Annotated in this window: 19 protein-coding genes and 1 pseudogene; 7 read left to right on the forward strand and 13 right to left on the reverse strand. The window is 62.9% G+C overall.

The genetic code is table 11. The features are described 5' to 3' along the window. Positions 1-110: 110 nt before the first annotated feature. A complete protein-coding gene (locus I8746_RS20905; RefSeq protein ID WP_003247268.1) occupies positions 111-1004 on the reverse strand; it encodes a LysR family transcriptional regulator in 894 nt (297 codons plus the stop codon). Positions 1005-1151: 147 nt separating this feature from the next. On the opposite strand from I8746_RS20905, the gene I8746_RS20910 reads away from it, so the two are divergent. The 4 genes from I8746_RS20910 (at position 1152) to I8746_RS20925 (ending at position 6346) form a co-directional block, all read left to right on the forward strand. Beyond that, complete coding sequence (locus I8746_RS20910) at positions 1152-2231, forward strand: 4-oxalomesaconate tautomerase (protein WP_080754563.1); 1080 nt, start codon at positions 1152-1154, stop codon at positions 2229-2231. Between the two features lie 71 nt (positions 2232-2302). Then, positions 2303-3610, forward strand: a complete 1308-nt coding sequence (locus I8746_RS20915; protein ID WP_012053211.1) for a dicarboxylate/amino acid:cation symporter — start codon at positions 2303-2305, stop codon at positions 3608-3610. A 114-nt stretch (positions 3611-3724) separates the two neighbouring features. Further along, positions 3725-5029: a CitMHS family transporter gene (locus tag I8746_RS20920; RefSeq protein ID WP_012053210.1), complete on the forward strand. Its 1305-nt coding sequence runs from the start codon at positions 3725-3727 to the stop codon at positions 5027-5029. A 63-nt stretch (positions 5030-5092) separates the two neighbouring features. Continuing rightward, positions 5093-6346 carry an OprD family porin gene (locus tag I8746_RS20925; RefSeq protein ID WP_012053209.1) on the forward strand — a complete coding sequence of 418 codons (1254 nt, stop codon included), beginning with the start codon at positions 5093-5095 and terminating at the stop codon, positions 6344-6346. A gap of 52 nt (positions 6347-6398) precedes the next feature. On the opposite strand, the gene I8746_RS20930 is transcribed toward I8746_RS20925, so the two are convergent. Both I8746_RS20930 and soxR read right to left on the reverse strand, forming a co-directional pair. Further along, the gene (locus tag I8746_RS20930; protein WP_221101033.1) at positions 6399-6647 is read right to left on the reverse strand and encodes a CsbD family protein; all 249 of its coding nucleotides are present in this window, start codon (positions 6645-6647) and stop codon (positions 6399-6401) included. A gap of 146 nt (positions 6648-6793) precedes the next feature. Then, positions 6794-7249 carry a redox-sensitive transcriptional activator SoxR gene (gene soxR, locus I8746_RS20935; protein WP_004577443.1) on the reverse strand — a complete coding sequence of 152 codons (456 nt, stop codon included), beginning with the start codon at positions 7247-7249 and terminating at the stop codon, positions 6794-6796. An 84-nt stretch (positions 7250-7333) separates the two neighbouring features. On the opposite strand from soxR, the gene I8746_RS20940 reads away from it, so the two are divergent. Beyond that, the gene (locus I8746_RS20940) at positions 7334-8431 is read left to right on the forward strand and encodes an efflux RND transporter periplasmic adaptor subunit (protein ID WP_012053208.1); all 1098 of its coding nucleotides are present in this window, start codon (positions 7334-7336) and stop codon (positions 8429-8431) included. Beyond that, a complete protein-coding gene (locus I8746_RS20945; RefSeq protein WP_012053207.1) occupies positions 8428-11511 on the forward strand; it encodes a MexW/MexI family multidrug efflux RND transporter permease subunit in 3084 nt (1027 codons plus the stop codon). The genes I8746_RS20940 and I8746_RS20945 overlap by 4 nt, the downstream gene beginning before the upstream one ends. Positions 11512-11564: 53 nt before the next feature. On the opposite strand, the gene I8746_RS20950 is transcribed toward I8746_RS20945, so the two are convergent. The 8 genes from I8746_RS20950 to I8746_RS20985 form a co-directional block, all read right to left on the reverse strand. Next, on the reverse strand, positions 11565-12302 hold the full coding sequence (locus tag I8746_RS20950) for a GntR family transcriptional regulator (RefSeq protein WP_041168506.1): 738 nt from the start codon (positions 12300-12302) through the stop codon (positions 11565-11567). A gap of 93 nt (positions 12303-12395) precedes the next feature. Next, positions 12396-13910 (reverse strand): DHA2 family efflux MFS transporter permease subunit, encoded by a 1515-nt coding sequence (locus I8746_RS20955; RefSeq protein WP_012053205.1) that lies wholly within the window; start codon positions 13908-13910, stop codon positions 12396-12398. Beyond that, positions 13900-15045, reverse strand: coding sequence for an HlyD family secretion protein (locus I8746_RS20960; protein WP_012053204.1), 1146 nt, complete (start codon positions 15043-15045; stop codon positions 13900-13902). The genes I8746_RS20955 and I8746_RS20960 overlap by 11 nt, the downstream gene beginning before the upstream one ends. 201 nt (positions 15046-15246) lie before the next feature. Further along, a complete protein-coding gene (locus I8746_RS20965; RefSeq protein ID WP_012053203.1) occupies positions 15247-16665 on the reverse strand; it encodes an efflux transporter outer membrane subunit in 1419 nt (472 codons plus the stop codon). 103 nt (positions 16666-16768) lie between these two features. Further along, entirely contained in the window at positions 16769-17479 is a 711-nt protein-coding gene (locus I8746_RS20970) for a helix-turn-helix transcriptional regulator (RefSeq protein ID WP_012053202.1), read from the reverse strand. A 169-nt stretch (positions 17480-17648) separates the two neighbouring features. Next, a complete protein-coding gene (locus I8746_RS20975) occupies positions 17649-18035 on the reverse strand; it encodes a cupin domain-containing protein (protein ID WP_003247285.1) in 387 nt (128 codons plus the stop codon). Positions 18036-18143: 108 nt separating this feature from the next. Next, positions 18144-18968, reverse strand: a complete 825-nt coding sequence (locus I8746_RS20980) for an AraC family transcriptional regulator (protein WP_004577449.1) — start codon at positions 18966-18968, stop codon at positions 18144-18146. 19 nt (positions 18969-18987) lie between these two features. Next, the gene (locus tag I8746_RS20985) at positions 18988-19431 is read right to left on the reverse strand and encodes an acetyltransferase (protein ID WP_221101034.1); all 444 of its coding nucleotides are present in this window, start codon (positions 19429-19431) and stop codon (positions 18988-18990) included. A gap of 269 nt (positions 19432-19700) precedes the next feature. Here I8746_RS20985 and I8746_RS20990 point away from each other — a divergent pair, with 269 nt between their 5' ends. Beyond that, on the forward strand, positions 19701-20624 hold the full coding sequence (locus tag I8746_RS20990) for a LysR family transcriptional regulator (protein ID WP_221101035.1): 924 nt from the start codon (positions 19701-19703) through the stop codon (positions 20622-20624). 79 nt (positions 20625-20703) lie between these two features. On the opposite strand, the gene I8746_RS20995 is transcribed toward I8746_RS20990, so the two are convergent. Then, on the reverse strand, positions 20704-21840 hold the full coding sequence (locus I8746_RS20995) for a DUF6708 domain-containing protein (protein ID WP_221101036.1): 1137 nt from the start codon (positions 21838-21840) through the stop codon (positions 20704-20706). After that, positions 21840-22662, reverse strand: a pseudogene (locus tag I8746_RS21000) (hypothetical protein); the annotation flags it as partial. The pseudogene I8746_RS21000 and the gene I8746_RS20995, both read right to left, overlap by 1 nt.

A 22662-nucleotide genomic window follows, 5' to 3' on the forward strand; every position in this document is an offset into this window, starting at 1 on the left:
GTGTGTTTCACGTCAGAATGCTTCCTAACAGTGCGCCTGCACATAACCTGCTGCAGACAGCCTTTATTAGCAACTGGCAGTTTTACTAGATTTTGTGCGCGCCGCTTCCTTCAGCGATTTGGCCATTTCTGCAGCAGGATCGAAACGAATTTTTCCGCAGCCGGCGACAGCGATGCGCCGCGCCGGTACACCAGCCCTAGCGTGCGGGTGACTTGCGGCTCGATCAACGGCACGCTCACCAGCGTGGGGTGGTCGGCATTGGGCATGGCCAGGCTGGGCATGGCGGACACGCCCAGCCCGGCCTCGACCATGCCCAGCGACGTGGACAGGTGTTGCACTTCGTAGAACCACTTGGGCCGCAGGTTGAGCCCGGACAACGCATGGTCCAGCAGCATGCGGTTGCCACTCAGGCGGCCGACGCCGATCAGGCGGTAATCAGCCAGCTCTGTCCAGGTAACGGAGGCGCGGTTCGCCAGTGGGTGGTCACGCCGGCAGGCGAGTACAAAGTGCTCCTGCACCAGCGAGACAAACTCGATGTCCGGGTGCTGGCCGCTCATCATGTTGATGCCGAAGTCGGCCTCGCCGCGCAGCACGGCTTCGAGCCCGTCGTTGGCGCTAAGGTCCAGCAGGCGAATGCGGATTTTCGGGTATTGCTCGTTGTAATCGCGGATCACCGACGGCAGGAAGTAGAACGCGGCGGTAGGGATGCAGGCGAGGGTAACCTGACCGGTCTGGCGCTCGGCCAGTTCGCGGATGCTGAGGATCGAGTCTTCAAAATCATCCAGCAGGCGCCTGGCCTTGGGCAGGAAGTCGCGGCCCACGCTGGTCAGGCTGACCCGGCGAGTGGTGCGTTCCAGTAGGGAGGTGCCCAGGCCTTCCTCCAGCTTCTTGATCCGCCGGCTCAGGGCCGGCTGGGACAGGTGAAGCGCTTCGGCGGCCTCATGAAAACTGCCAAGTTCGGCGATTTTCACGAAAGATCTGATGTCTTGCAGCTCATATTCCATAAGAAAACCTTCGACTGGCCTGGCGCTTTATTTATGTTTGAATCGCAATAATAGCTACGATATTTGCATTGGATTGATTTATCCATCCCTGTCACTCTTTTGCTCACAGCATCAATGATGTCCATTGATCAACAAGAGTGCGAAATCATGCAACGAATTCCTTGCGTACTCATGCGCGGCGGTACCTCCAAAGGGCCGTTCTTCCACGCCTGGGACCTGCCTGCCAATGTGGTCGAGCGCGACGAGTTGCTGATCAACCTCATGGGCTCTGGCCATGAGCTGGAAATCGACGGCATCGGTGGCGGCAGCCCGCAGACCAGCAAGGTGGCGATCATCAGCCCGTCATTGCACGCCGACGCCGACGTCGACTACCTGTTCGTGCAGGTGATGGTCGCACAGCGCCGGGTCGATACGGCCCCCAACTGCGGCAACATGCTGTGTGCGGTTGGGCCGTTCGCCATCGAACAGGGGTTGGTAAAAGGCCAGGAAGGCAAGACCTTGGTGCGCATCCGTAACCTCAACACTGGCACCTTCGTCAATTCGTTGGTCGAAACGCCCGGCGGTATCGTGCGCTACGAAGGCCGTACGGCGATCGATGGGGTGCCGGGCACTGCCGCCCCGGTGCACCTGACCTTCCTCGACGCGGTCGGCAGCAAGACCGGCAAGCTGTTCCCCACGGGCAAGGCCCAGGACGTGATTGATGGCGTGCCGGTGACCTGCATCGACATGGCCATGCCGATGATGGTAGTGGAGGCCAGCCAGGTGGGGGTCAGCGGCTCGGAAACCCCGGCTCAGCTGGACGCCGACAGCGCGCTGCTCGAACGCCTGGAAGCGTTGCGGCTGAAGGCCGGAAAGGCCATGGGCCTGGGCGATGTCAGTGGCATGGTCATCCCCAAGCCAGTGCTGGTGTCCAAGCCGCGCTACGACGGCACGCTGCAGGTTCGCTATTTCATGCCGCACAACTGCCATCGTGCCTTGGCGATCACGGGAGCCGTGGGGCTGGCGACTGCCTGCGTCAGCCCTGGCACCGTGATTGCCGACCTGTTGGGCGAAGGCGCGCAGCAACTGGCCGAGGTCCGCCTGGAGCACCCAAGTGGCGGCATCGATGTTGCGCTGACGCGCAGCGGTGCCGAGGGCCAGACGATCCAGGCTTCGGTGGTGCGAACCGCCCGGCGGCTCTTCTCAGGGTTCGTCTACGCCCCTACATTCCGCAGGTTGGCCGGGTAGTTCCAGGCACCAATCCAGACCTGCACATTCGTAACAAGCGCATCCGCACAATTTCAACAATGGGTGATGCCATGAGACTCGCCAAATCGCTGTATTTCCAGATTCTCTGCGCCGTCCTGCTGGGCGTGGTGGTCGGACACTTCTGGGCGCAACAGGCCGTGGCCCTCAAGCCGCTGGGTGATGCGTTCATCAAGCTGATCAAGATGATGATCGCGCCGGTGGTGTTCTGCACCATCGTAACCGGCATCGCCGGCATGACCGACAAGCGTTCCCTGGGGCGCTTGATGAGCAAGACCCTGCTGCTGTTCCTGGGCCTGACGGTGGTCAGCCTGGTGATCGGACTGGCGGCGGTTTACCTGTTCAAGCCAGGTGCCGGCATGAACATCGATCCTGCTACCTTGAGCACAGCGGGCCTGAGCCAGTACACCGCGTCGGCCGCCAAGCTGAGCGTGGTGGACTTCTTCATGCACATCATCCCGGACACCTTCATCGGTGCCTTCAACAAGGGTGAGGTCTTGCCGGTGCTGTTCATCGCCGTACTCAGCGGTTTCGCCCTCTCGTCGATGGGCGAAAAGGGCAAGCCTGTACTGGATGTGCTGGAGTCGGCCTCGACCATGGTGTTCCGCATCTTCGGCTACCTGATGCGCTTTGCCCCGGTCGGCGCTTTCGGCGCACTGGCATTCACCGTGGGCCAGTACGGCATTACGTCCCTTGGTGCGCTGGCCAAGCTGGTGGGGACGTTGTACATCGCCTGCGCCTTCTTCGTGCTGGTGGTGCTCGGTGGCATCTGCCGCGCCCATGGCTTCAGCCTGTGGAAGTTGCTGCGCTATTTCCGCGAAGAGTTCCTCGTCGTGCTGGGTACTTCCTCCACCGAGCCGGTGCTGCCGCGCATGCTCGAGAAACTCGAGAAGCTTGGGTGCAAGAAAGGCGTGGTTGGCCTGGTGCTGCCCACTGGCTACTCGTTCAACCTGGACGGTACTGCGATCTATCTGTCGTTGGCAGCCGTCTTCATCGCACAGGCCTGCAACATCGACCTGAGCCTGGGCCAGGTGGTCACCATGCTGGCGATCATGCTGCTGTCCTCAAAGGGCGCGGCAGGTGTCACCGGCAGTGGTTTCGTGGCCTTGGCCTCGACCCTTACCGTGATCCATGACATTCCCCTGGCTGGCCTGGCCCTGTTGATCGGGGTCGACCGCTTCATGTCGGAAGCCCGTGCGCTGACGAGTCTTGCCAGCAACGCTGTGGCGACGGTGGTGGTATCGCTGTCGGAAAACGCTTGTGACCGCCAGACGTTGCACAGCCGCCTGAACGGCGAGCCGGTGGTCACCCCCGTCGCTGAATCGGCCGACTGGGTCGCCGAACCACACCGCCACGGCTGAGCCTCGACACCCTCAAGCTTTTCACAGGCCCCCACCAGGCGTTGCCGGGTGGGGGCCAGGGGGCCGTCTGCGCTGCAGGGGGCCACATAGACAATAAAAACAAGAGAACAAACCATGCTCGCACTTCTGGGCCTGATCATGGTGGTGACCTTCACCTACCTGATCATGAGTAAACGCCTGTCACCGATCGTCGCGCTGACCATCGTGCCGATTGTTTTCGCCCTTATTGGCGGTTTCGCGCCAGACCTGGGCAAGATGATGCTCGATGGGCTGAAAATGGTCGCACCGTCTGCCGCGCTGCTGCTGTTCGCCATCCTGTTCTTCGGCCTGATGATCGACGCCGGCCTGTTCGACCCGCTGATCCGCAAGATTCTCAAGCGGGTGAATGGTGACCCGATCAAGATCGCTATCGGCACCGCTCTGCTGTCGCTGCTGGTGGCGCTGGACGGTGATGGCACCACGACTTACATGATTACCTGCGCTGCCATGCTGCCGCTGTACAAGCGCATCGGCATGAACCCGATGATCCTGGCGACCGTATCGATGCTGTCATTGAGCATCATGAGCGGCATGAGCCCGTGGGGTGGTCCCGCCACCCGCGCCATTGCCGCGCTCGGTCTGGATGCGACCGAGTACTTCATTCCGATGTTGCCCACCGTCATCGGTGGGGCGGCGTGGGTCGTGTTCACCGCCTACCTGCTGGGCCGTGCCGAGCGCCGGCGTATCGGCAATATTGCCCTGGAGTCCGGTGGCGGCAACTGCTACATCAAGGAAATCCTTGGCGACAACCCGCACAAACGCCCGCGCCTTGCCTATGTGAACCTGGTGCTGGTGATCGCCGTGATGACCGCGCTGGTGCTGGGGCTGATGCACGCGGCCATCCTGTTCATGATCGGTTTCGTCGCCGCACTGATGATCAACTACCCGCAGCTGGACCTGCAGAAAGAGCGCATCCTCGCCCATTCGGGCAACGCCATGACCGTGGTGCTGCTGGTGTTCGCCGCAGGCATCTTTGCCGGTATTTTCTCGGGTACCAAGATGGTCGATGCATTGGCCCAGACGCTGGTGGACTGGATTCCGGATGCGTGGAGCCACTGGTTCCCGCTGGTGGTGGCGCTGACCAGCATGCCGCTGACCTTCGTGCTGTCCAACGACGCGTACTACTTCGGCGTTGTGCCGATCCTGGCCAATGCCGCGGCCGCGTACGGCATCGACCCGGTGGAAATTGCCCGCGCTTCGGTGCTTGGCCAGCCGGTTCACCTCATGAGCCCGCTGGTGGCCTCGACCCTGCTGCTGGTGGGCATGGTCGACAGGGATATCGGTGATTTCCAGAAAGCCACCTTCAAGTGGGCCGTGCTCACCTCTCTGGTGATCACTGCGCTGGCACTGCTGACGGGCGCCTTGTCCTTCATGGTTTGAAGCACCCAGGGCGCCGCTCGGCGCCCCGCTGACTCACCCAAGAACAACAACAGAGTAACCATCATGTCCCGATTTCTTTTCCGTGGGGCCACTTGTGGCCTGCTGTGCGGCTGGCTGCCTGTGGCCGGTGCCGCCGGTTTCATCGAAGACAGCAAGCTCAAGCTGCAGCTACGCAACGTGTATTTCAACGAGAACTTCCGCGACGAGCAGGGCATGAGCGCGCGCGCCGCCGCCACTGCCAAAAGCGAACGGGTGGAGTGGGCTCAAGGCTTTCTGCTCGACTACCAGTCGGGTTTTACCCAAGGCACCCTGGGCTTGGGCGTCGACGCCATGGGCCTGCTGGGCGTACGCCTTGATTCCGGCCGTGTGCGCAGCGGTACAGGGTTGTTGCCGGTGCATGACGATGGCCGCGCGGCGGATGAGTTCGCCAGCGCCGGTATCACGGCCAAAGCCCGCCTGGGCAGCACCGTGGTCAAGCACGGCACCTTGCTGCCCAAGACGCCGGTACTGGTGTACAACGATGCACGCCTGCTGCCGCAGACTTACCAGGGAACCCAGCTGACCAGCACCGACATCGACAACCTCACCCTTACCGCTGGCCACCTGGACCGCTTCAAACAGCGCGACTCATCCAATAGTACCGGGTTGTACCTGGACGGGTATGGCGGCCCAGCGTCTGGCGACTTCAGCTTCGCCGGTGCTGACTATGCCGTCAGCAAGCAACTGCGCCTGAGTTATTTCCATGGCGAGCTCGAGCATTTCTACCGCCAGGACTTCGCCGGGCTGGTGCACGACCTGCCGCTGGGCGGCGGCGTGCTGACCACCGACCTGCGTTACTTCAAAAGCCGCGACAGCGGTACGGCGTATGGCGGTGGCATCGACAACGACATGTTCAGCGGCCAACTGTCGTACGCCCACTCCGGGCATACCGTCGGCGCAGGTTACCAGGTGCTCGATGGTGAAGCGGGGCTGCCGTATATCAGTGGGGCAACGGTCTATTCGTTCAGCAACGTCGGCATCGGCAAGTTCATCGAAGAGGAAGAGAAGACCTGGATGGCCAGCTACGCCTACAACTTCGCTGCCGCCGGGGTGCCGGGGCTGACCTTCATGACGCGCTACCTGAGTGGCGACAATGGCCGCTCAGGTGGCGAGGGCATCAAAGAATGGGAGCGTGATGCCGAGATTGCCTATGTGGTGCAGGGCGGGCCGCTGAAAGGGCTGGGCGTAAAGCTGCGAAACTATGTGTATCGATCAGATTTCGCCCGCGGCCGAGACAGCAATCGCCTTTACCTGACCTACGATATCGCCATCTGGTGATGGCGCAGGCCGGACAAGATATCCGGCCCTGAAACGCCTGAGGCGCCGTGGTTCAGCGGCGTAGCAGGCGAGGTACCACCAGTGTGACGGCGGCGGTGATGGCCAGTGCGGCGAAGGGCTTTTCCTTGACGAACGAGGACACCGTGTCCAGGGTGTCGCCGTAGGACTTGGTCAACTGGCCTGCGGCCTGACGCGCATCGCCTTCGGCTTCCAGTGCCGGGTCTTCGACCAGGCGACCTACGGCGCTTTGCGCCTTGCCAGCCAGGTCCTCTGCTACACCTTCGATCTGTTCGCGTTTCATGATGGCTTAGTTCCTTCCTGTGAGCGGCTTTGGGTTAACAGCACAGGGTTAGGGCGGTGAATCGCCGCAATGGTTCAAAGCGACTGCTTGTCACCTGCAGGTGATGCGTGCCGGCATAGAGTCGCATCTGACATGAGCGCGGGAGGTTAGCGCGCCTTCTTTTCGAGGATCCGCGCCCCGGTTCCTTCCTTGCCCAGCACATCTTCGGGGTTGCGCAGCGGGCAGTCTTCCAGCGACAGGCAACCGCAGCCTATGCAGTTGTCGAGGCTGTCGCGCAGTGCTTCCAGTGTGCGAATGCGGGCATTCAGGTCTTCGCGCCAGGCCGTGGACATCTCGCCCCATTGCGCGGCCGTGAGCTTGCTGTTGGGGGCATAACGGCTGAAGGCCTGTTTGATTTCCTCCAGCGCAATACCCGTGCGCTGGGCCACTTTGATGATCGCCAGGGTACGCAGCACCAGCGAGGGATAGCGGCGCTGGTTGCCTGCCGTACGGACGCTGGCGATTAGCCCCTTGGTTTCGTAGAAGTGCAGCGCAGACACCGCCACGCCGCTGCGCTTGGCCACTTCACCCACTGTGAGCATCCGTGTGTTGTCCGCTGCCATGCCTGTTGACCTCAAGTAAAGTTGAGCTTTTATAGTCCTGCCCGATCTTCCCTGCAACCGCTTTCCCTGTGATCGGAGCTGTGCATGAACAAACGGACGTTACTGGCCTGGGCTGGCGCTGTTGCCGGTGCGCTGGCCGCTGCCTATGCGCTGGTGGGAAGCGGCTCGGCGCCACCCGCTGCGGCGGTGTGGCCGGCGACCAAGGTGGCGCTGGCCACGGCCGAGCAGGTGCAACTGGCGCGGCAGCGCTTTGCTTCGGGGGAGTTGGAGGCGGTCAACCAGGTGCAGGTGGCGGCCGAGATGCCAGGGCGTATTACCCGCATCGCCTTCGAGTCGGGGCAGACAGTCGCGGCCGGGCAGTTGCTGGTGCAGCTCAACGACGCGCCCGAGCAGGCCCTTCGCGTGCAGTTGCAGGCCAGGTTGCGTAACGCTGACGTGGTGCTGCAGCGCAGCCGCAAACTGCGCGCGATGAATGCCGTGTCGCAAGAGCTGCTGGACAACGCCGCCACTGCCGTGGACGTGGCCCGTGGTGAGCTGCAGCATGTCGAGGCGCTGATCGCGCAGAAGGCCATTCGTGCTCCGTTCGCCGGCAAGCTCGGCATCCGCCGTGTGCATCAGGGCCAGTACCTGGGCGCTGGCGAGACCATCGTCAGCCTGGCCGACATCAGCCAGTTGCATGTGAACTTCGCCTTGGGCGAGCAGGCCGCCCCCGAAGTGCACGCCGGGCAAGTGTTGGCACTGACGGTAGACGCGGTGCGTGGGCAAGACTTCCAGGCGCGGGTGGTGGCGGTCGATCCGGTGGTCAGCACAGCACGCCTTGTGCAGGTACAGGCGGCCTTGCCGAACCCGCAAGGGCAGTTGCAGCCGGGTATGTATGCCGGCGTGCGGCTGGATGCTGCGCAGCCGTCGACCGTGCTGGCCGTGCCGGAAACCGCGATCACCTACACCGCCTATGGGCAGACGGTGTTTGTCGCGACCCAGGACCCGCAGCATGGCACCCGGGTGAGCCGGGTGCAGGTAACCACCGGTGAGCGCTGGCAGGGGCGGGTGGAAATCACCTCCGGCCTGACGCCCGGTGACCGTGTGGTGGTTTCCGGCCAGCTGAAACTGAGTGATGGCATGCCGGTCGAGCCAGTGGCGCAGGACAGCCTGCAGGCCAGCCAGGGAGGGCGGCAGTCGTGAGGTTTACCGACGTCTTCGTGCGCCGCCCGGTGCTGGCGCTGGTGGTCAGCAGCCTGATCATCCTGATGGGGCTGTTTGCCATGGGCAAGTTGCCGATCCGCCAGTACCCGTTGCTGGAAAGCTCGACCATTACCATCAGCACCGAGTACCCCGGTGCCTCCGCCGAGTTGATGCAGGGTTTCGTGACGCAGCCGATCACCCAGGCAGTGTCGTCGGTCGAAGGCATCGACTACCTGTCCTCGTCGTCGCAGCAGGGGCGCAGCCTGATCACCTTGCGCATGGTGCTCAACCGCGATTCGACCCAGGCGCTGGCCGAAACCATGGCCAAGGTCAACCAGGTGCGCTATCGCCTGCCGGAAAAAGCCTACGACCCAGTGGTGGAACTGTCGGCAGGTGACTCCACTGCCGTGGCCTATGTGGGGTTTGCCAGCGACAGCCTGTCGATACCGGAACTGAGCGATTACCTGTCGCGGGTGGTGGAACCGCAGTTCTCCGGTATCGACGGCGTGGCAAAGGTGCAGTCGTTCGGCGGGCAGCGCCTGGCCATGCGCCTGTGGCTGGACAGTGAGCAGATGGCCGGGCGCGGGGTGACGGCGGCGGACGTGGCGCAGGCGGTACGTGCCAACAACTACCAGGCAACGCCGGGCCAGGTGCGCGGGCAGTACGTGCTGGCCGATATCCAGGTGGACACCGACCTGACCCGGGTCGAAGACTTCCGGGAGCTGATCATCCGCAACGATGGCACCGACCTGGTGCGCCTGCGCGATATCGGCACCGTCGAGCTGAGTGCGGCGGCCACGCAGACCAGTGCCACCATGGACGGCAAACCTGCCGTGCACCTGGGGCTGTTCCCCACGCCCAGCGGCAACCCTCTGGTGATTGTCGAGGGTATTCGCCAGCTGCTGCCACAGATCCAGCAGACCTTGCCGCCTGGCGTGAACGTGGCGCTGGCCTATGAAACCGCACGCTTCATCGATGCGTCGATCCATGAAGTGCTGCGCACCTTGGTGGAGGCGATGCTGATCGTGGTATTGGTGATCTGGCTGTGCCTGGGTTCGCTGCGCAGCGTGCTGATCGCGGTGGTGGCCATTCCGCTGTCGATGCTGGGGGCCGCGGGCCTGATGTTGATGTTCGGTTTCAGCCTCAACCTGCTGACCTTGCTGGCGATGGTGCTGGCCATCGGCCTGGTGGTGGACGATGCCATTGTGGTGGTGGAAAACGTGCATCGGCATATCGAGGAGGGCAAGTCGCCGGTCGCGGCAGCATTGGCCGGGGCGCGGGAAATCGCCGGGCCGGTGATCGCCATGACCCTGACCCTGGCGGCGGTGTATGCGCCCATTGGCTTGATGGGCGGGCTGACCGGCACGCTGTTCCGTGAGTTTGCCTTGACCCTGGCGGGGGCGGTGATCGTGTCCGGCATTGTGGCGCTGACCCTGTCGCCGGTGATGAGCTCGCTGTTGCTGCAGCCCGGTCAGCAGCATGGCGCCATGGCCACTCTCGCCGATCGGTTGTTTGGTACGCTGAGCGGGGCCTATGGACGGGTGCTGGCCTACACACTGGCACACCGCTGGATCAGTGGCGGCGTGGCGTTGCTGGTGTGCCTGAGCCTGCCCTGGCTGTACCTGCTGCCACAGCGCGAGCTGGCGCCACCCGAGGACCAGGCGGCGGTGCTGACTGCCATCAAGTCGCCGCAGCATGCCAGCCTCGAATACGCAGAACGCTTTGCGCTGAAGCTCGACCAGGTGATGAAGTCCATTGCCGAAACCACCGACACCTGGATCATCAACGGTACCGACGGCCCGGCCGCCAGTTTCGGTGGCATCAACCTCAGCGCCTGGCAGGCGCGCAAGCGTTCCGCCGCACAGGTGCAGGCGCAGTTGCAGCAGGCCGTTGCGGACATCGAGGGCAGCAGCATCTTCGCCTTCCAGGTCGCGTCGCTGCCGGGCTCCAGCGGTGGCCTGCCGGTGCAGATGGTGCTGCGCAGCGCCCAGGATTACCCCGAGCTGTTCCAGACCATGGAAGTGCTCAAGCAACGCGCCCGCGACAGCGGCCTGTTCGCCGTGGTGGACAGCGACCTCGACTACAACAACCCGGTGGTCAAGGTACGCGTGGACCGGGCCAAGGCGGCGAGCCTGGGCATCAGCATGCAGGCCATTGGTGAGTCGCTGGGGGTGCTGGTGGGCGAGCAGTACCTCAACCGCTTCGCCCTGTTCGGGCGCTCTTATGACGTGATCCCGCAGAGTATCCAGGACCAGCGCCTGACGCCTGCGGCGCTGAGCCGCCAGTATGTGCGCGCCGAAGATGGCAGCCTGGTGCCGCTGGCTACGTTGGTGCGCCTGGATATCGAAGTGGCACCCAACCGCCTGTTGCAGTTCGATCAGCAGAACGCCAGTACCCTGCAGGCAATCCCGGCCCCGGGTGTATCGATGGGCAACGCTGTGGCATTTCTGGAACAGCTCACCGCCGAGCTGCCACCGGGCTTCAGCCACGACTGGCAATCGGAATCGCGCCAGTATGTGCAGGAGGGCTTTGCCTTGATGTGGGCATTTCTCGCGGCCCTGGTGGTGATCTACCTGGTGCTGGCGGCGCAGTACGAAAGCCTGGTCGACCCACTGATCATTCTGGTGACCGTGCCGCTGTCGATCTGCGGTGCGCTGCTGCCATTGGCGCTGGGCTGGGCCACGCTGAACATCTACACACAAATTGGCCTGGTGACGCTGATCGGCCTGATCAGCAAGCATGGAATCCTTATGGTGGCGTTCGCCAACGAGATTCAGGTGCGCGACAACCTCGATCGTGCTGCCGCCATTATTCGCGCGGCGCAAATACGCTTGCGGCCAGTGCTGATGACCACGGCGGCGATGACTTTTGGCGTGCTGCCACTGCTGTTCGCCAGCGGCGCCGGCGCCAACAGCCGTTTCGGGTTGGGGGTGGTGATTGTGTGCGGGATGCTGGTGGGGACCTTGTTCACCTTGTTCGTGCTACCGACGATCTACGCCTGGCTGGCACGCGATCACCGGGTGAGCACGGCGCGGGCGAGGCAGTTGGTCGAAGCTGAAAGGCAACTGGGGGCGCTTTAGGCGCAACGGCCTGTTCATCAGCTGAAAGTTGCAGCATCCCTGTACGAGCGGGTTCAGGCGGGGGAGCGGTCGCGGCGCATCTGGGTGACCAAGGTAAAGCGGTCATCCGGGTGCACGGTCTCTGAGACCGCCATCAAATCACCATTTTCCTCGCGGTATTGGCGGATGATCTTCAGCCCCGGTGAGCCTGCCTCTGCCTTCAGCGCCCTGGCCATTTCCGCTGTCAGCAACACCGCGCGCACCCGCTGGTCGACCACTGCGATTGCCCGGCCATAGTGCTGTTCGATCAACCCGATAATCAGCTGGTCAGGATGCTCGCGGGCCAGTTCGACGACCGCGGTGTAGTCGCGCGGCGCATACACGTCGGTCCAGCACAGCGGCGCGGCAGGGTGCTGCCTGTCGACGCGGAGGCTCGACACGCAGAAGTAATGCTCCCCCGGCACCAGCCCCAGCCTCGCCGCCTCGCTCAGGTCGGCGACAAAGTGGCGCACGTTCTGGATTTCCCGCTGCTGGGTGTCTGCCAGGTGCGCCAGGTCAGCCACACTGGCTAACGACTGCGAATAGCCGCCGCGCGGGCTGCTGGCCTCCACCCGGGTGCCCACACGCTTGCGGCGCGACACCAGCCCTTGGGTGAGCAACTGGTCGATAGCGGCACGCACCGTGTGCCGGCTCACATTGTAAAGGTCGCACAGCTCGAACTCGGTCGGCAGCAGGCTGCCTACTGGGTAGCGACCGCTGGCAATCGCTTGCATCAGGTCCTTTGCCACGGTGGAGTAGCGCGTCGGGTTCATACCTTTGCTCGGGCTCGCCAATTTCATCGGTTGACAGTGTAACAGCGGCCGAATGCCGAACGCTCCGGTCGCCCACAGAGGTCGATACTGCCTTCAATGCTGCTCTCTGGCCCGCAGCAGCAACGCTGCAAGGGCACACCCGACCAATGCCAGGCACGCCAGGTAGAACGCATCACTGTAGGCCATCAGGTAAGCCTCTCGTCGAATGGTCGCCGCCAACGCTTCCAGCATTTGCTGCTGAGGCGGCAGCCAGCTTTGCACCGTCTGGTTGATACGCGCCTGGACGCTTGGCTCGAACAGCGTCACCTGCTCGTGAATGCGCTCACTGTGAAAGCGTTCACGGGTCGCCACCAGTTGCGTCAACCCGGCCGTACCGATGGCGCCACCCAGGTTGCGCAACATCGAGAACACCGCCGAGGCTGAGCCGGCTTCACGCTTGTCCAGCCCGGCCACCGCCAGCACCGATAACGCAACCATGATGAAAGGCTGGCCAATACCGCGCACCACCGTGGACGGGATGATCACGTTGTCGGCACTGTCGGCGCTCAGGCCAGCCCCCAGCCAGCAGCCCAGCGCCATGATCAAAAAGCCGCTGGCGACCATGAACTTGGCACTGGTCCAGCCCATCAGCCGGGGCATCAACGGCGCCAGCAACAACTGCACCACGCCATAGGCGATCAGCGCCACGCCCACGTCGTGCGCGCTGAACCCCTGCAACTGCGACAGGTAGTTGGGCACCAGGAACACCAGGCCGAACGTGGCAGCGCCAAAGATGAACATCGCCACGCTGGCAACGCCGAAGTTGTAGTGCCCGAGCAAGCGCAGGTTGATGAACGCGCGCTGGCCGAACAGCTGGGTCACCACGAACACCACCAACGCAATGGCAGCGACCACGCTCATGCCGACAATGAGCGGCGAGCCGAACCAGTCCAGCCGACCGCCTTCTTCCAGCACGATCTGCAAGCCGCCCAGGCCGATCACCATGGCCGCGATACCCAGCCAATCACCTTTGCGTAACAGTTCGAGCTTCATCGGCTTGGCTTCGATCGACCAGGCGATGGCCAGCAGCAGCGCAATGCCGGGGAAAAGTTGCAGATAGAAGATCCAGCGCCACGAATAGGCATCGGTCAGCCAGCCGCCAATCGACGGCCCGGCGGCCTGCGCCACGCTGTTGGCCAGGCTGAATAGCGCCATGCCCATGGCCATCTTGCTGGCCGGCAGTTCGGTGATGATCAGCTGGAACGACAGGGGAATCAGCACCGCGCCCGCAGCCCCCTGGATCACCCGGATTACAATCATCGCCTCCAGGTTGGGCGCCCATGAGCAGGCCACCGAGGCGATCAGAAAGATGAGCGAGCCGGTCCACATGACCCGGCGCAGCGAGAACACGTCCACCAACCAGGCCGTCAGCGGAATCATCACGATTTCCGCCACCAGGTAGGCGGTGGAGATCCATGAGCCTTCCTCGAAGCTGGCACCCAGCGAGCCGCGGATTTCCGGCAGTGCGGCGCTGGTGACATGCACGTTCATACCCGCCATGAAGCAGCCGAACAGGCCGCCAAGCACCGCTACCCAGGCACGCAGCGAGACCGTTTGCTCAGTGCGCATCGGCAACCTCTGCGGGGCGTGTGTCGACTGTACTGACCACCGACATGCCGGGCAGTACCTGCGGGCCATCCAACGGTTTGTCGAGCAAAATGCGCACCGGGAAACGCTGGACGATCTTGGTGAAATTGCCGGTGGCATTGTCCGACGGCAGCAAGGCGAAGACATTGCCCGAGGCTGGCGAGAAACTGGCCACATGGCCATGCAGTGGCTGGCTGGCGAAGCTGTCGACATGTATTTCTACCGGTTGCCCAGGGCGCATGCGGGCCAGTTGGGTTTCCTTGTAGTTGGCCACTACATAGGCCTGCTGTAGGGGCACCACAGCCAGCAGCGGCTGGCCCGGCACCACGTACTGGCCGGTGCGTACGCGGCGTTGGCCGACCACGCCGGTGATCGGCGCGCGGATCACCGTGTCCTGTTCGTCTTGCTCGGAAAGCTGTTGGTGGGCCAGGGCGCGTGCCAGGGCCGCTGCCCGTTGTTGCAGCTCGGCCTCGGCCTGGGCTGACCGGGCCTTGGCCATGGCCAGTTGAGCGCGTTGCTGGCGCAGCGCGGCCTGGGCACCTTGCCGCGCGGCTTGTGCCTGGCTGGCATGGGCGCTGGCGGTTTCCAGGCGCTGCATGGTCGCTGCATCGTCACGCACCAGGCCACGGTAGCGTTGGACATCCAGTTCACTGCGGTGCTGTTCGGCGGTGGCGCTGCGCACGACAGCCTCGGCCTGCAGGATGGCTTGCTGTTGCTGGTCGATGCGCTCGGTCGCTATCTGTTGGCTGGCCTGGGCGGCGGCCAGTGCCGCCTGTGCCTCGGTCACGCCAGCCCGGGCCTGGTCGAGGCGGGCGCGGTAGTCGCGGTTTTGCAGGCGCACCAGCACATCACCGGCTTTTACCGGCTGGTCGTCAGCCACCTCGACCTTGGCTACGTAGCCCGCCACGCGTGGGCTCAGGGCCACCCAGTCGGCGCGGACGTAGGCATCGTCGGTGGTTTCCAGGTAGCGGCCGGTGCTTAACCAGTAGCAGGTGAAGGCCAGCAGGGTGATTGCGGCCAGGCTGCCGCTGGCGATGACTGCCAGGCGGCGACGGCTTCTAGCGCTCGGCCGCTGTTCAGTTTCGGCGGGTGAGGGTTTGTCTACGGCAACATTCATGGTTGGTTTCCATTCTCGAATTGGGCCTGCTGGCTGTCCGTTGTGGGAGCAACTGTCTTGCTCAATTTCTAAAAGCTGGCGCGTGTGGGAGCGGGCTTGCCCGCGAACACGGGCGAAGCCCGTGCCATCCACCGCGGTGTATTCTTCGCGGGTAAACCCGCTCCTACAGTGGGCGGTGCTCGCTGTTGGTCTTGCTTCTCGCTACCACCGCCCGCCCAGCGCGCGGAACAGGTTTACCTGCGCTTGCGCCAGGCGCCCTCGGGCTTCTGTGTGGCTGGCCCGCAGGCTGATCATTTCGCGCTCGCTGTCGAGCAGGGCCAGCCCGTCCACGGTGCCGGCACGGTAGTTACCCTGGGCCAGGGCAAAGCTGTGCTGGCTGTGCACCAGGGCTGCGTCCAGCGCCTGCAACCGTTGTCGCTCGCCGTCGTAGCGGGCCAGTGCCTGGCGCACGTCTTTCAGCGCGCTCAGCGCCACGCCGTGGTAACGGGCGACCTGCGCCCGCTGCAATGCCTCGGCTTTGCTCACCCGTGCGCGGTTGGCCTGCAGGTTGGGAAATTCCCAGCGGATCAGCGGGCCAATGCCGAACATCACCGCGCGACTGGCGCCGAGGTTGGCAAGGTGATGGTCTGAAGACGTCAACGAAGCGCCGAAGCTGACCTTTGGGTAAAGGTCAGCCCGCACGATGTCGGTCTCCAGGGTGGCCGCCTGCAGTTCCCGTTCGGCCTGGCGCACATCTGGCCGGCGTTCGAGCAAATGCCAGCCATCGCCAGCCGGCAGCGGCGCCGACAGCGTGGGGATGGCTACGCAGGTCCTGGCTTCGGCCACCGAGGCCTGGCCACTGAGCATGCTCAGTTCGTAAAGCGCCATCTGCCGCCGGGCTGAGAGCATCGGCAGTTGCGCACGCACCTGCTCCCGCAAGCCCAACAGGCGCTCGCCGTCGAGGGCAGTGGCCACACCGGCCTGGCGCTGACGCTGGCTGAGTTGCACGCTGTGGTCGAGGGTTTGCAAGGCCTGCTTCGCTGCCTCCAGGCGGGCCGCGTAGGTGCACTGGTCGATGTAGGCGCGGGTGGTCTGGGCGACTACCTGCAGGCGTACCAGGTCTAGTGCCGCAGCGCTGGCTTCGGCTTGCACCCGGGCACGTTGGATGGCGGCGCGTACCTGGCCCCAGATATCCACCTGATAGGCCAGCTCGATGCCCGGGTTGAATTGCCATTGTGACGGCGCGTTGCTGTCGGTCGCCTCGGCCAGCGTCTGGTCATCGGCGCTTCTTCCATAGGTAGCGGCAACGCCCATCGCGGTAGACGGCCAGCGCCTGGCGTCGAACTCGCCGATGCCGGCCAGCATGGCCTGCACGTTGGCCTCGGCCTGTGCCAGGCCTTGGTTGTGCGCCAGGGCTTGCTGTACCCAGCGGTTGAGTTGGGGGTCTTGATACAGTGCCCACCAGCGTTCGGGCAGGGGCTGTTTGCTGACGCTGGCCGGCATGTTCGCCAGCGGGTCTGCCTGCAGCGCTGGAGGTGGTTCGGCAGGCGTGGGTTGGTGGCCGCACGCCGCGAGTGCAGCGAGCATGCCGAGGGCTGTGGCAAGCCGGGCAGGGCCTGGAAATGAGTGCAGTAAGGGCATCACGATTGTCGCTCAAAGGTCGTGATGCGAGGTTAACGAGGGTTGCATGGGCGTCGCTGTCGCAAGCGGGACAACCCTGCGCGCAAGCGGGACAACCTGAGGCTCAGTGCTCGCGCGCGGTACCGTTTTGCCAATCACTCGGTGCATGGCCGAGGATGCGCTTGAACATGGCAGTAAATGCGCTGGCGCTCTGATAGCCGTGCTCCAGCGCAACGTTCAGGATCGGCTTGCCATCGGCCAGGCACTGCTGGCTGAGCATCACCCGGGCACGGGCGCGCCATTGGCCATACGACATGCCCACCTCGCGCTGGAACAGCCTGGCCACACTGCGGGCACTCATGTTCAGTTGTGCGCCGCATTGCTCCAGGGTCAGGTCCTGGGCCGGGTCCTGCAGGAAGCGCTCGCACCAGGCACGCAGGCGTGCGTGCTGCGGCGTAGGGACGAAGGCATCGATGCGCCGGGCGGCGGCGAGTTCGAACAAGATCAGCGCACGAGCATGCGCGCCGTCGCGCAGGTTCAGCACCCGTGACGCCGCCAGGATCAGTTCGCGCAGCAGGCCGGACACGACGATGACCTGGCAGCGTTCGATGTGGGCATCGAGCAGCAAGGTGCGCAGGTAGACCACGCCCTCCATGCGGATGGCATGGCTGACCCCCGCAGGCATCCACAAGGCATGCCCGCCGGGGATCACCCAGCTGCCGCCCTCGCTGCTGACCCGCATCACGCCGCTGGCGGCGTAGATCAGCTGGTCTTCGGCGTGGCAGTGGCTGGCCACTTCATCGCCGTGTCCGTAGTCCATTTCCAGTGCTTGCATGCAGGTTACCCTCGTTATTGGATCCAATTATATCGAGGCGAACCTGTGCCGGGTTGCGAAGTGTGGGCGGCGAGCGAATTGCCATGGTTACAAATCGCAATAAGGCGATTGTTTATGGTTAATTATTGCTGTGAAGTTAGAGACCTCAGCTTGAAAGTGGTGAATGTTGTTAAATCCAGACATCGCTCTGTGCTGTGCGATCCCCCCCTTCATGACCGGTATTCAGAATGCCCCGCGGTTCGATCATCATCAGTTTCGCTTCGCCTTGCGCGGCGGTCCGGTGCTCGACGCCGCGTGGCACCACATAAAGTTCCCCAGGGTTCACATGCACGCAGCCATCCGGCAGGTCGATACGCAGCGTACCTTCCAGCACCAGGAATGCTTCGTCGGTCTCCGGGTGCGCGTGCCAGATGAATTCGCCTTCGATGCGCACGACCTTGAACTGGTAATCGTTCATCTCGGCAACGACCCTGGGGCTCCATTGCTGTTCGATAAGCGCTGCCTTGTGGACCAGGTTCACTGGCAGGGAGGGATGTGGATGACGGGATTCAGGCATGACAGTTCCTCGGAAAGTGGAGTGGTCAGCCTATCGCGCCGGGCGAGTCCGGTTCTTGTACGATCCTGCACGCCTGCTCCCACGGGATACGCGGGCGACTGCGGTTTCTCAGCGTGACGCTCGCAAACGCTCCAGCCAGCGTAAGGGCGGTACGCCATAGCAGCGGGTGAAGTGCCGGGTCATGTGGCTCTGGTCATGAAAGCCTGCGGCAAGGGCTGCCTCGACCAAGGTGAAGCCGTCCAGGATCATTCGGCGAAAGCTGTCGAGGCGGCGCAGGGTGACAAAGCGATAGGGGCTGGTGCCGTACAGCGTGCGAAAGTCACGCGACAGGCTCCAGCGTTCGCGGCCGCTGGCCTGTTCCAGCATGTCCAGTGTTATGCCCACATGCAGGTGTTCCATGATGAAGGCCCGGGCGCGTTCGGCTGCCTGGTAATCCAGGCGCTTGCGCCCGCGCGGCTTGCCGCCGACGGCCCGCAAGGCGATCGCCAGGTCATACAGGGCGTCCTGTTCTTCCAATGGCTCCAGCGCGTGGTCCACTGCCTGCACGAACGCTTCGCTGGCGTGGTACAGGCGAGGGTCGCTGGACAGCCCGCCAGCGATGAAGGGCAAAGGCTGACCACCCAGCACGTTCTGGATCAGTGCCGGGTCGACGTAGGCCATGCGGTAGCGAAAGCCTGCGTCGGTGCCGGCCATGCCGTCATGCAGTTCGTCCGGGTGCAACACCAGCGTGTTGCCCGGTATGCCGTGGCGCAGCGAACCCTTGTAGTGGAAGCTTTGCACGCCGGCCAGCGTGCGGCCGATCGAATAGGTATCGTGGCGATGCGGGTCGTAGCCGTGGCTACCGAACCAGGCTTCGATACGCTCGATACCGCCCGGTTGGGCACTACGGATGACCCAGTCGGACGGCGGTAGGGGCTTCGCTTTACGGGCCATCGCGGTGAGTGCCTCCTGCTCACGCCCGGGTGGGCAAGCTCATGTGCAGCAAAGGGAACGGGCGACCTTCGCCATCCAGCGGTGAACGGCCGGTCTGGACGAAACCATAGCGCTGGTAGAACGCTGTTGCCTGTGGGTTCTGCTCGTTGACATCGACACTCATCGCACTGCGTGACTGGCGGCCGAAATCCAGCAGTGCACGGCCAATGCCCTGGCGGTGGTGCGCTGGGTCGACGAAGAGCATTTCCACATGGTTTTCATTGAAGCCGATAAAGCCCAGTGGCTGGTCATCGGTGTCTACCGCAACCCACAGCTCGACGGCCGGGAAGTACACGTCGCGCAGCTGTGGCAACAGTGCGTCGATGTCGGAGGGTTGCAGGAAGTGGTGCGTCGCGCGAACAGCGCGCAGCCAGATGTCGAGCAGCTGCGTGTAGTCTGCAGCGATGCCTTGGCGAATGATCATGGTGTCATCCTGAGTGTATTGATGGCGGATGGGCGCGCCAGTGAGCGGCGGCCATGCAAGTGTCGGCATCATGAATGACCGCTTCGCGAGTCAACGCCTGGGCGGTGCACGGCAGGGGAGGCCGGAAGGGAAGAGCGCGGAAGATTACCCCGGTCGCGCAGTAGGGGGCAATGGCGATCGCATAAGGTGCAGTGCAGGTTTCGACTCGGCTAGGATGCATGTCGATGCCGGAATTGAACCCGAACAACAAGCACGGCCCGGGAGCACCCATGAACCGCAACGAACTGCGCAAAGCCGATATCAACCTGATGGTGGTGTTCGAAGCGCTGATGCAGGAACGCAACCTCACCCGTGCCGCGGAGAAGCTGTTCGTCGCCCAGCCCACGGTCAGCGCCGCGCTGGCCAGGTTGCGTGCGATGTTCAACGACCCGTTGCTGGTTCGAGTGGGCAACCGCATGGAGCCCTCGGCCAGGGCCGAAGAGGTGATCAAGTACCTCACGCCAGCCTTGGATGCGATGTCTGTCGCCCTCAGCATGACCCATGATTTCGACCCGCTGACCAGCAAGATGACCTTCCGCATCGGCTTGTCCGATGATGTCGAGTCGGGCCTGCTGCCGCCGCTGTTGCGGGCGCTGCGGGTGGAGGCGCCGAACGTGGTGGTGGTCGTGCAGCATGTGGACTATTGGCGCATTCCGGACCTGCTGGCGGCGGGCGATGTGACGGTGGGTATCAGCCAGACCAAGGGCCTGCCCGCCAATGCCAAACGCAAGGTGCTACGCACCCTGCAAGCCAAGGTAGTGCGGGCCGACAAGTCCAGCACGCCGCTTTCACTGGATGAGTTTTGCCAACGCCCGCATGTCCAGGTTTCGCCAACCGCCAACACCCAGGGTGTGGTCGATGACTGGTTGAAAGACATCGGCCGTGAACGCAAGGTGGTGTTGTCGGTGCCGCAGTTCAGTTCGCTGCCGGCGATTCTGGCCGGTACCGACCTGCTGGCCTGTTGCCCGGACTATGCCGCACAGGGTATGGAACGCTGGGGCAACCTGCAGGCCGAGACGCTGCCGTTCGAGACTGCTGCACTGGAGCTGGCCATGGTCTGGTTGAGCACCACCGACAGCGACCCGGCCGAGCGTTGGCTGCGTAGTCGCCTGGAGCATTACATGGGCGGACTACGGGAAGCGGTCATGGGATGATGGCTTTGCATCGTGCTGCAACTGGCTGCCGATGAAGTGAAGGTGTCGCAAATGTACCCGCGCGCTGGGTGCAGTTTGATCAGTCACTTTCGTTGGCCTGTTGAGGTGCAGAGCGCTTGCGTGGTTTTTTCGCCGGCCGCTTGCCGGGCTTGAGCTGCCAGCGGTCGGCGTTGGCGAGCAGGCGTGCCTGGATTGCGGGTGGGTAGTCGCTCAGGGTTGTCACGGGTGGGACTGGCTTGCCGGGCAGGCCGGCCTCGCGGATGACCTTCGGCCAGCGCGGTCGCCAGCACAGCAGCAGGCTGAGCCAGTGGCCGGTGCCGATGATGACGAAAGCGGGCCAGACAAACAGCAGCGCAACTTTGAACAGCCAGCTGCTTTTGCGGAAGAAACGCCCAAGGCCTTCGAACTGGGCGCTGAATGCCTGGATGGGTGAGGGTAGCTGGGTGCTCAGGCGGGGGCGGGGGACGGCGTGTGGGCCTTCTTCCATGTAACGGCGGATGAATTCCCACTCATCACGCAGTTCGCTGCCGCCTTGGCCTTGTTTGCCTAGCAGGGCCATTTCCATGTGGGGCAGGCCGGTGCGGCTGGGGTGCCAGATTAGGCCGAGTCGTATTCCAACGCTTAGCGAATCATCTTCTGGGCGAATGCCCGTGCTACCGGTTGTTTTCCAGGGGAAGGTGACGATGCCACCACAGTAGCTGGGTCGATGGAGGTGGACCTGTTGAGTTATTCGATTGAAGCGAATAAGCAGATGCCGACTGGTCAGCATTTCCAGTCGCGAGATTTTTACGCCGTACTTCAGGTAAAAATACAATGCTGCTCCTGAAGCTGAAGCCAAGAGAGCTGTAAGTAGGAGTGCTATAAAGGAGATTGAATAAGGTTGGGTGATATCAAGCCAGATGGAACCGACAGCTATGCCGGTTCCGAAAATTATCCCAGGCAGCACTCCGCCGATCGTGACTAGCGTAATGAGGCCGCGCTTCTCTTCTGAACCGCCACAGCGCATTTCTATGTAGGTTTCATTGAATGCATAAACAGGGCCGCGTATGAGGGGGGCTTCACTTACCTGGCAAAAATGAATCTCTTCATTCAGGTCGCCTTCATAAAAATCTCTATGTGCGCGCTTCTCTGCTGGTGTCATCCCTGCTTCGTACGTTCTACGTGCAGCTTCTGGCTGAGTTGCCATCTGCCAGAATCCCCATTCGATAAGATACATTATAAAACCTCGCCGATAGCAGAATGTAGGGCGCTCAGTTCTTCCTGCTCTTCATAGGGCTTGATATTTTTATGAGTTCGGAAGCAGCTACGTTTGCACCACTTCTCTAACGCGTCATCTTCCAGAATATAGATTATGAGTGTCAGGATGAGTCCGATCCAAAATGCACCCAAGACTAAACGTGCAAGCAGTAGGCGAGCAGCTTGTGTTCCCAGTTTATTGGCGAGCGCGCCCATGGATGTTGTCATCATTCTCACAAGTTTTGTTTTGGCATTCTGAGATAGATGGTCAAAAAGAGGTTTTGCGATTGCAATGGCTGTTCCTGCTTCCGCCAGCGAGATTGTAATAGTTGCCAGTGCCCGCGATGCGTATGCGAGTGCCAGCGTTCTAGGTTTTTTTGTACTTTGTTCGGTAAGGTTTTGCTGGCGGTATACTAACTGCTGAGCCGCATCGGCGAAGTCCCACCAGGCGAGTACGAAACCACCTGTCACAGCTAAACTGGCGCCCCATAGTTTCAAACGCCCTAAAGCGGCCGCTGCTCCTCGTCCGGTCACACTGTTCGCGCCGTACCGCGCGACCACCTGGTCCACATAGCTGGCTCCAACTTCAAAGCCCGCCGCTGCCGTGGTCATCGCGGCCGCCAGGAGTTCGGTCTTCACCCGCGCATCACTGTCAGGCAGTTCGCGCGCTTTGAAGGCCATCAGCATCCCTTCCAGCAGGCACACCAGCCCGGAGACACGCACTTTGTAGAAGTCACTGTTACGGGCCTGCATCAACCCTTCAGCCCAGGCCTGGTCGAGGTACCTTGATACCTGGCCTGCA

Source organism: Pseudomonas sp. USTB-Z, from assembly GCF_019691255.1.
Classification (GTDB): domain Bacteria; phylum Pseudomonadota; class Gammaproteobacteria; order Pseudomonadales; family Pseudomonadaceae; genus Aquipseudomonas; species Aquipseudomonas alloputida.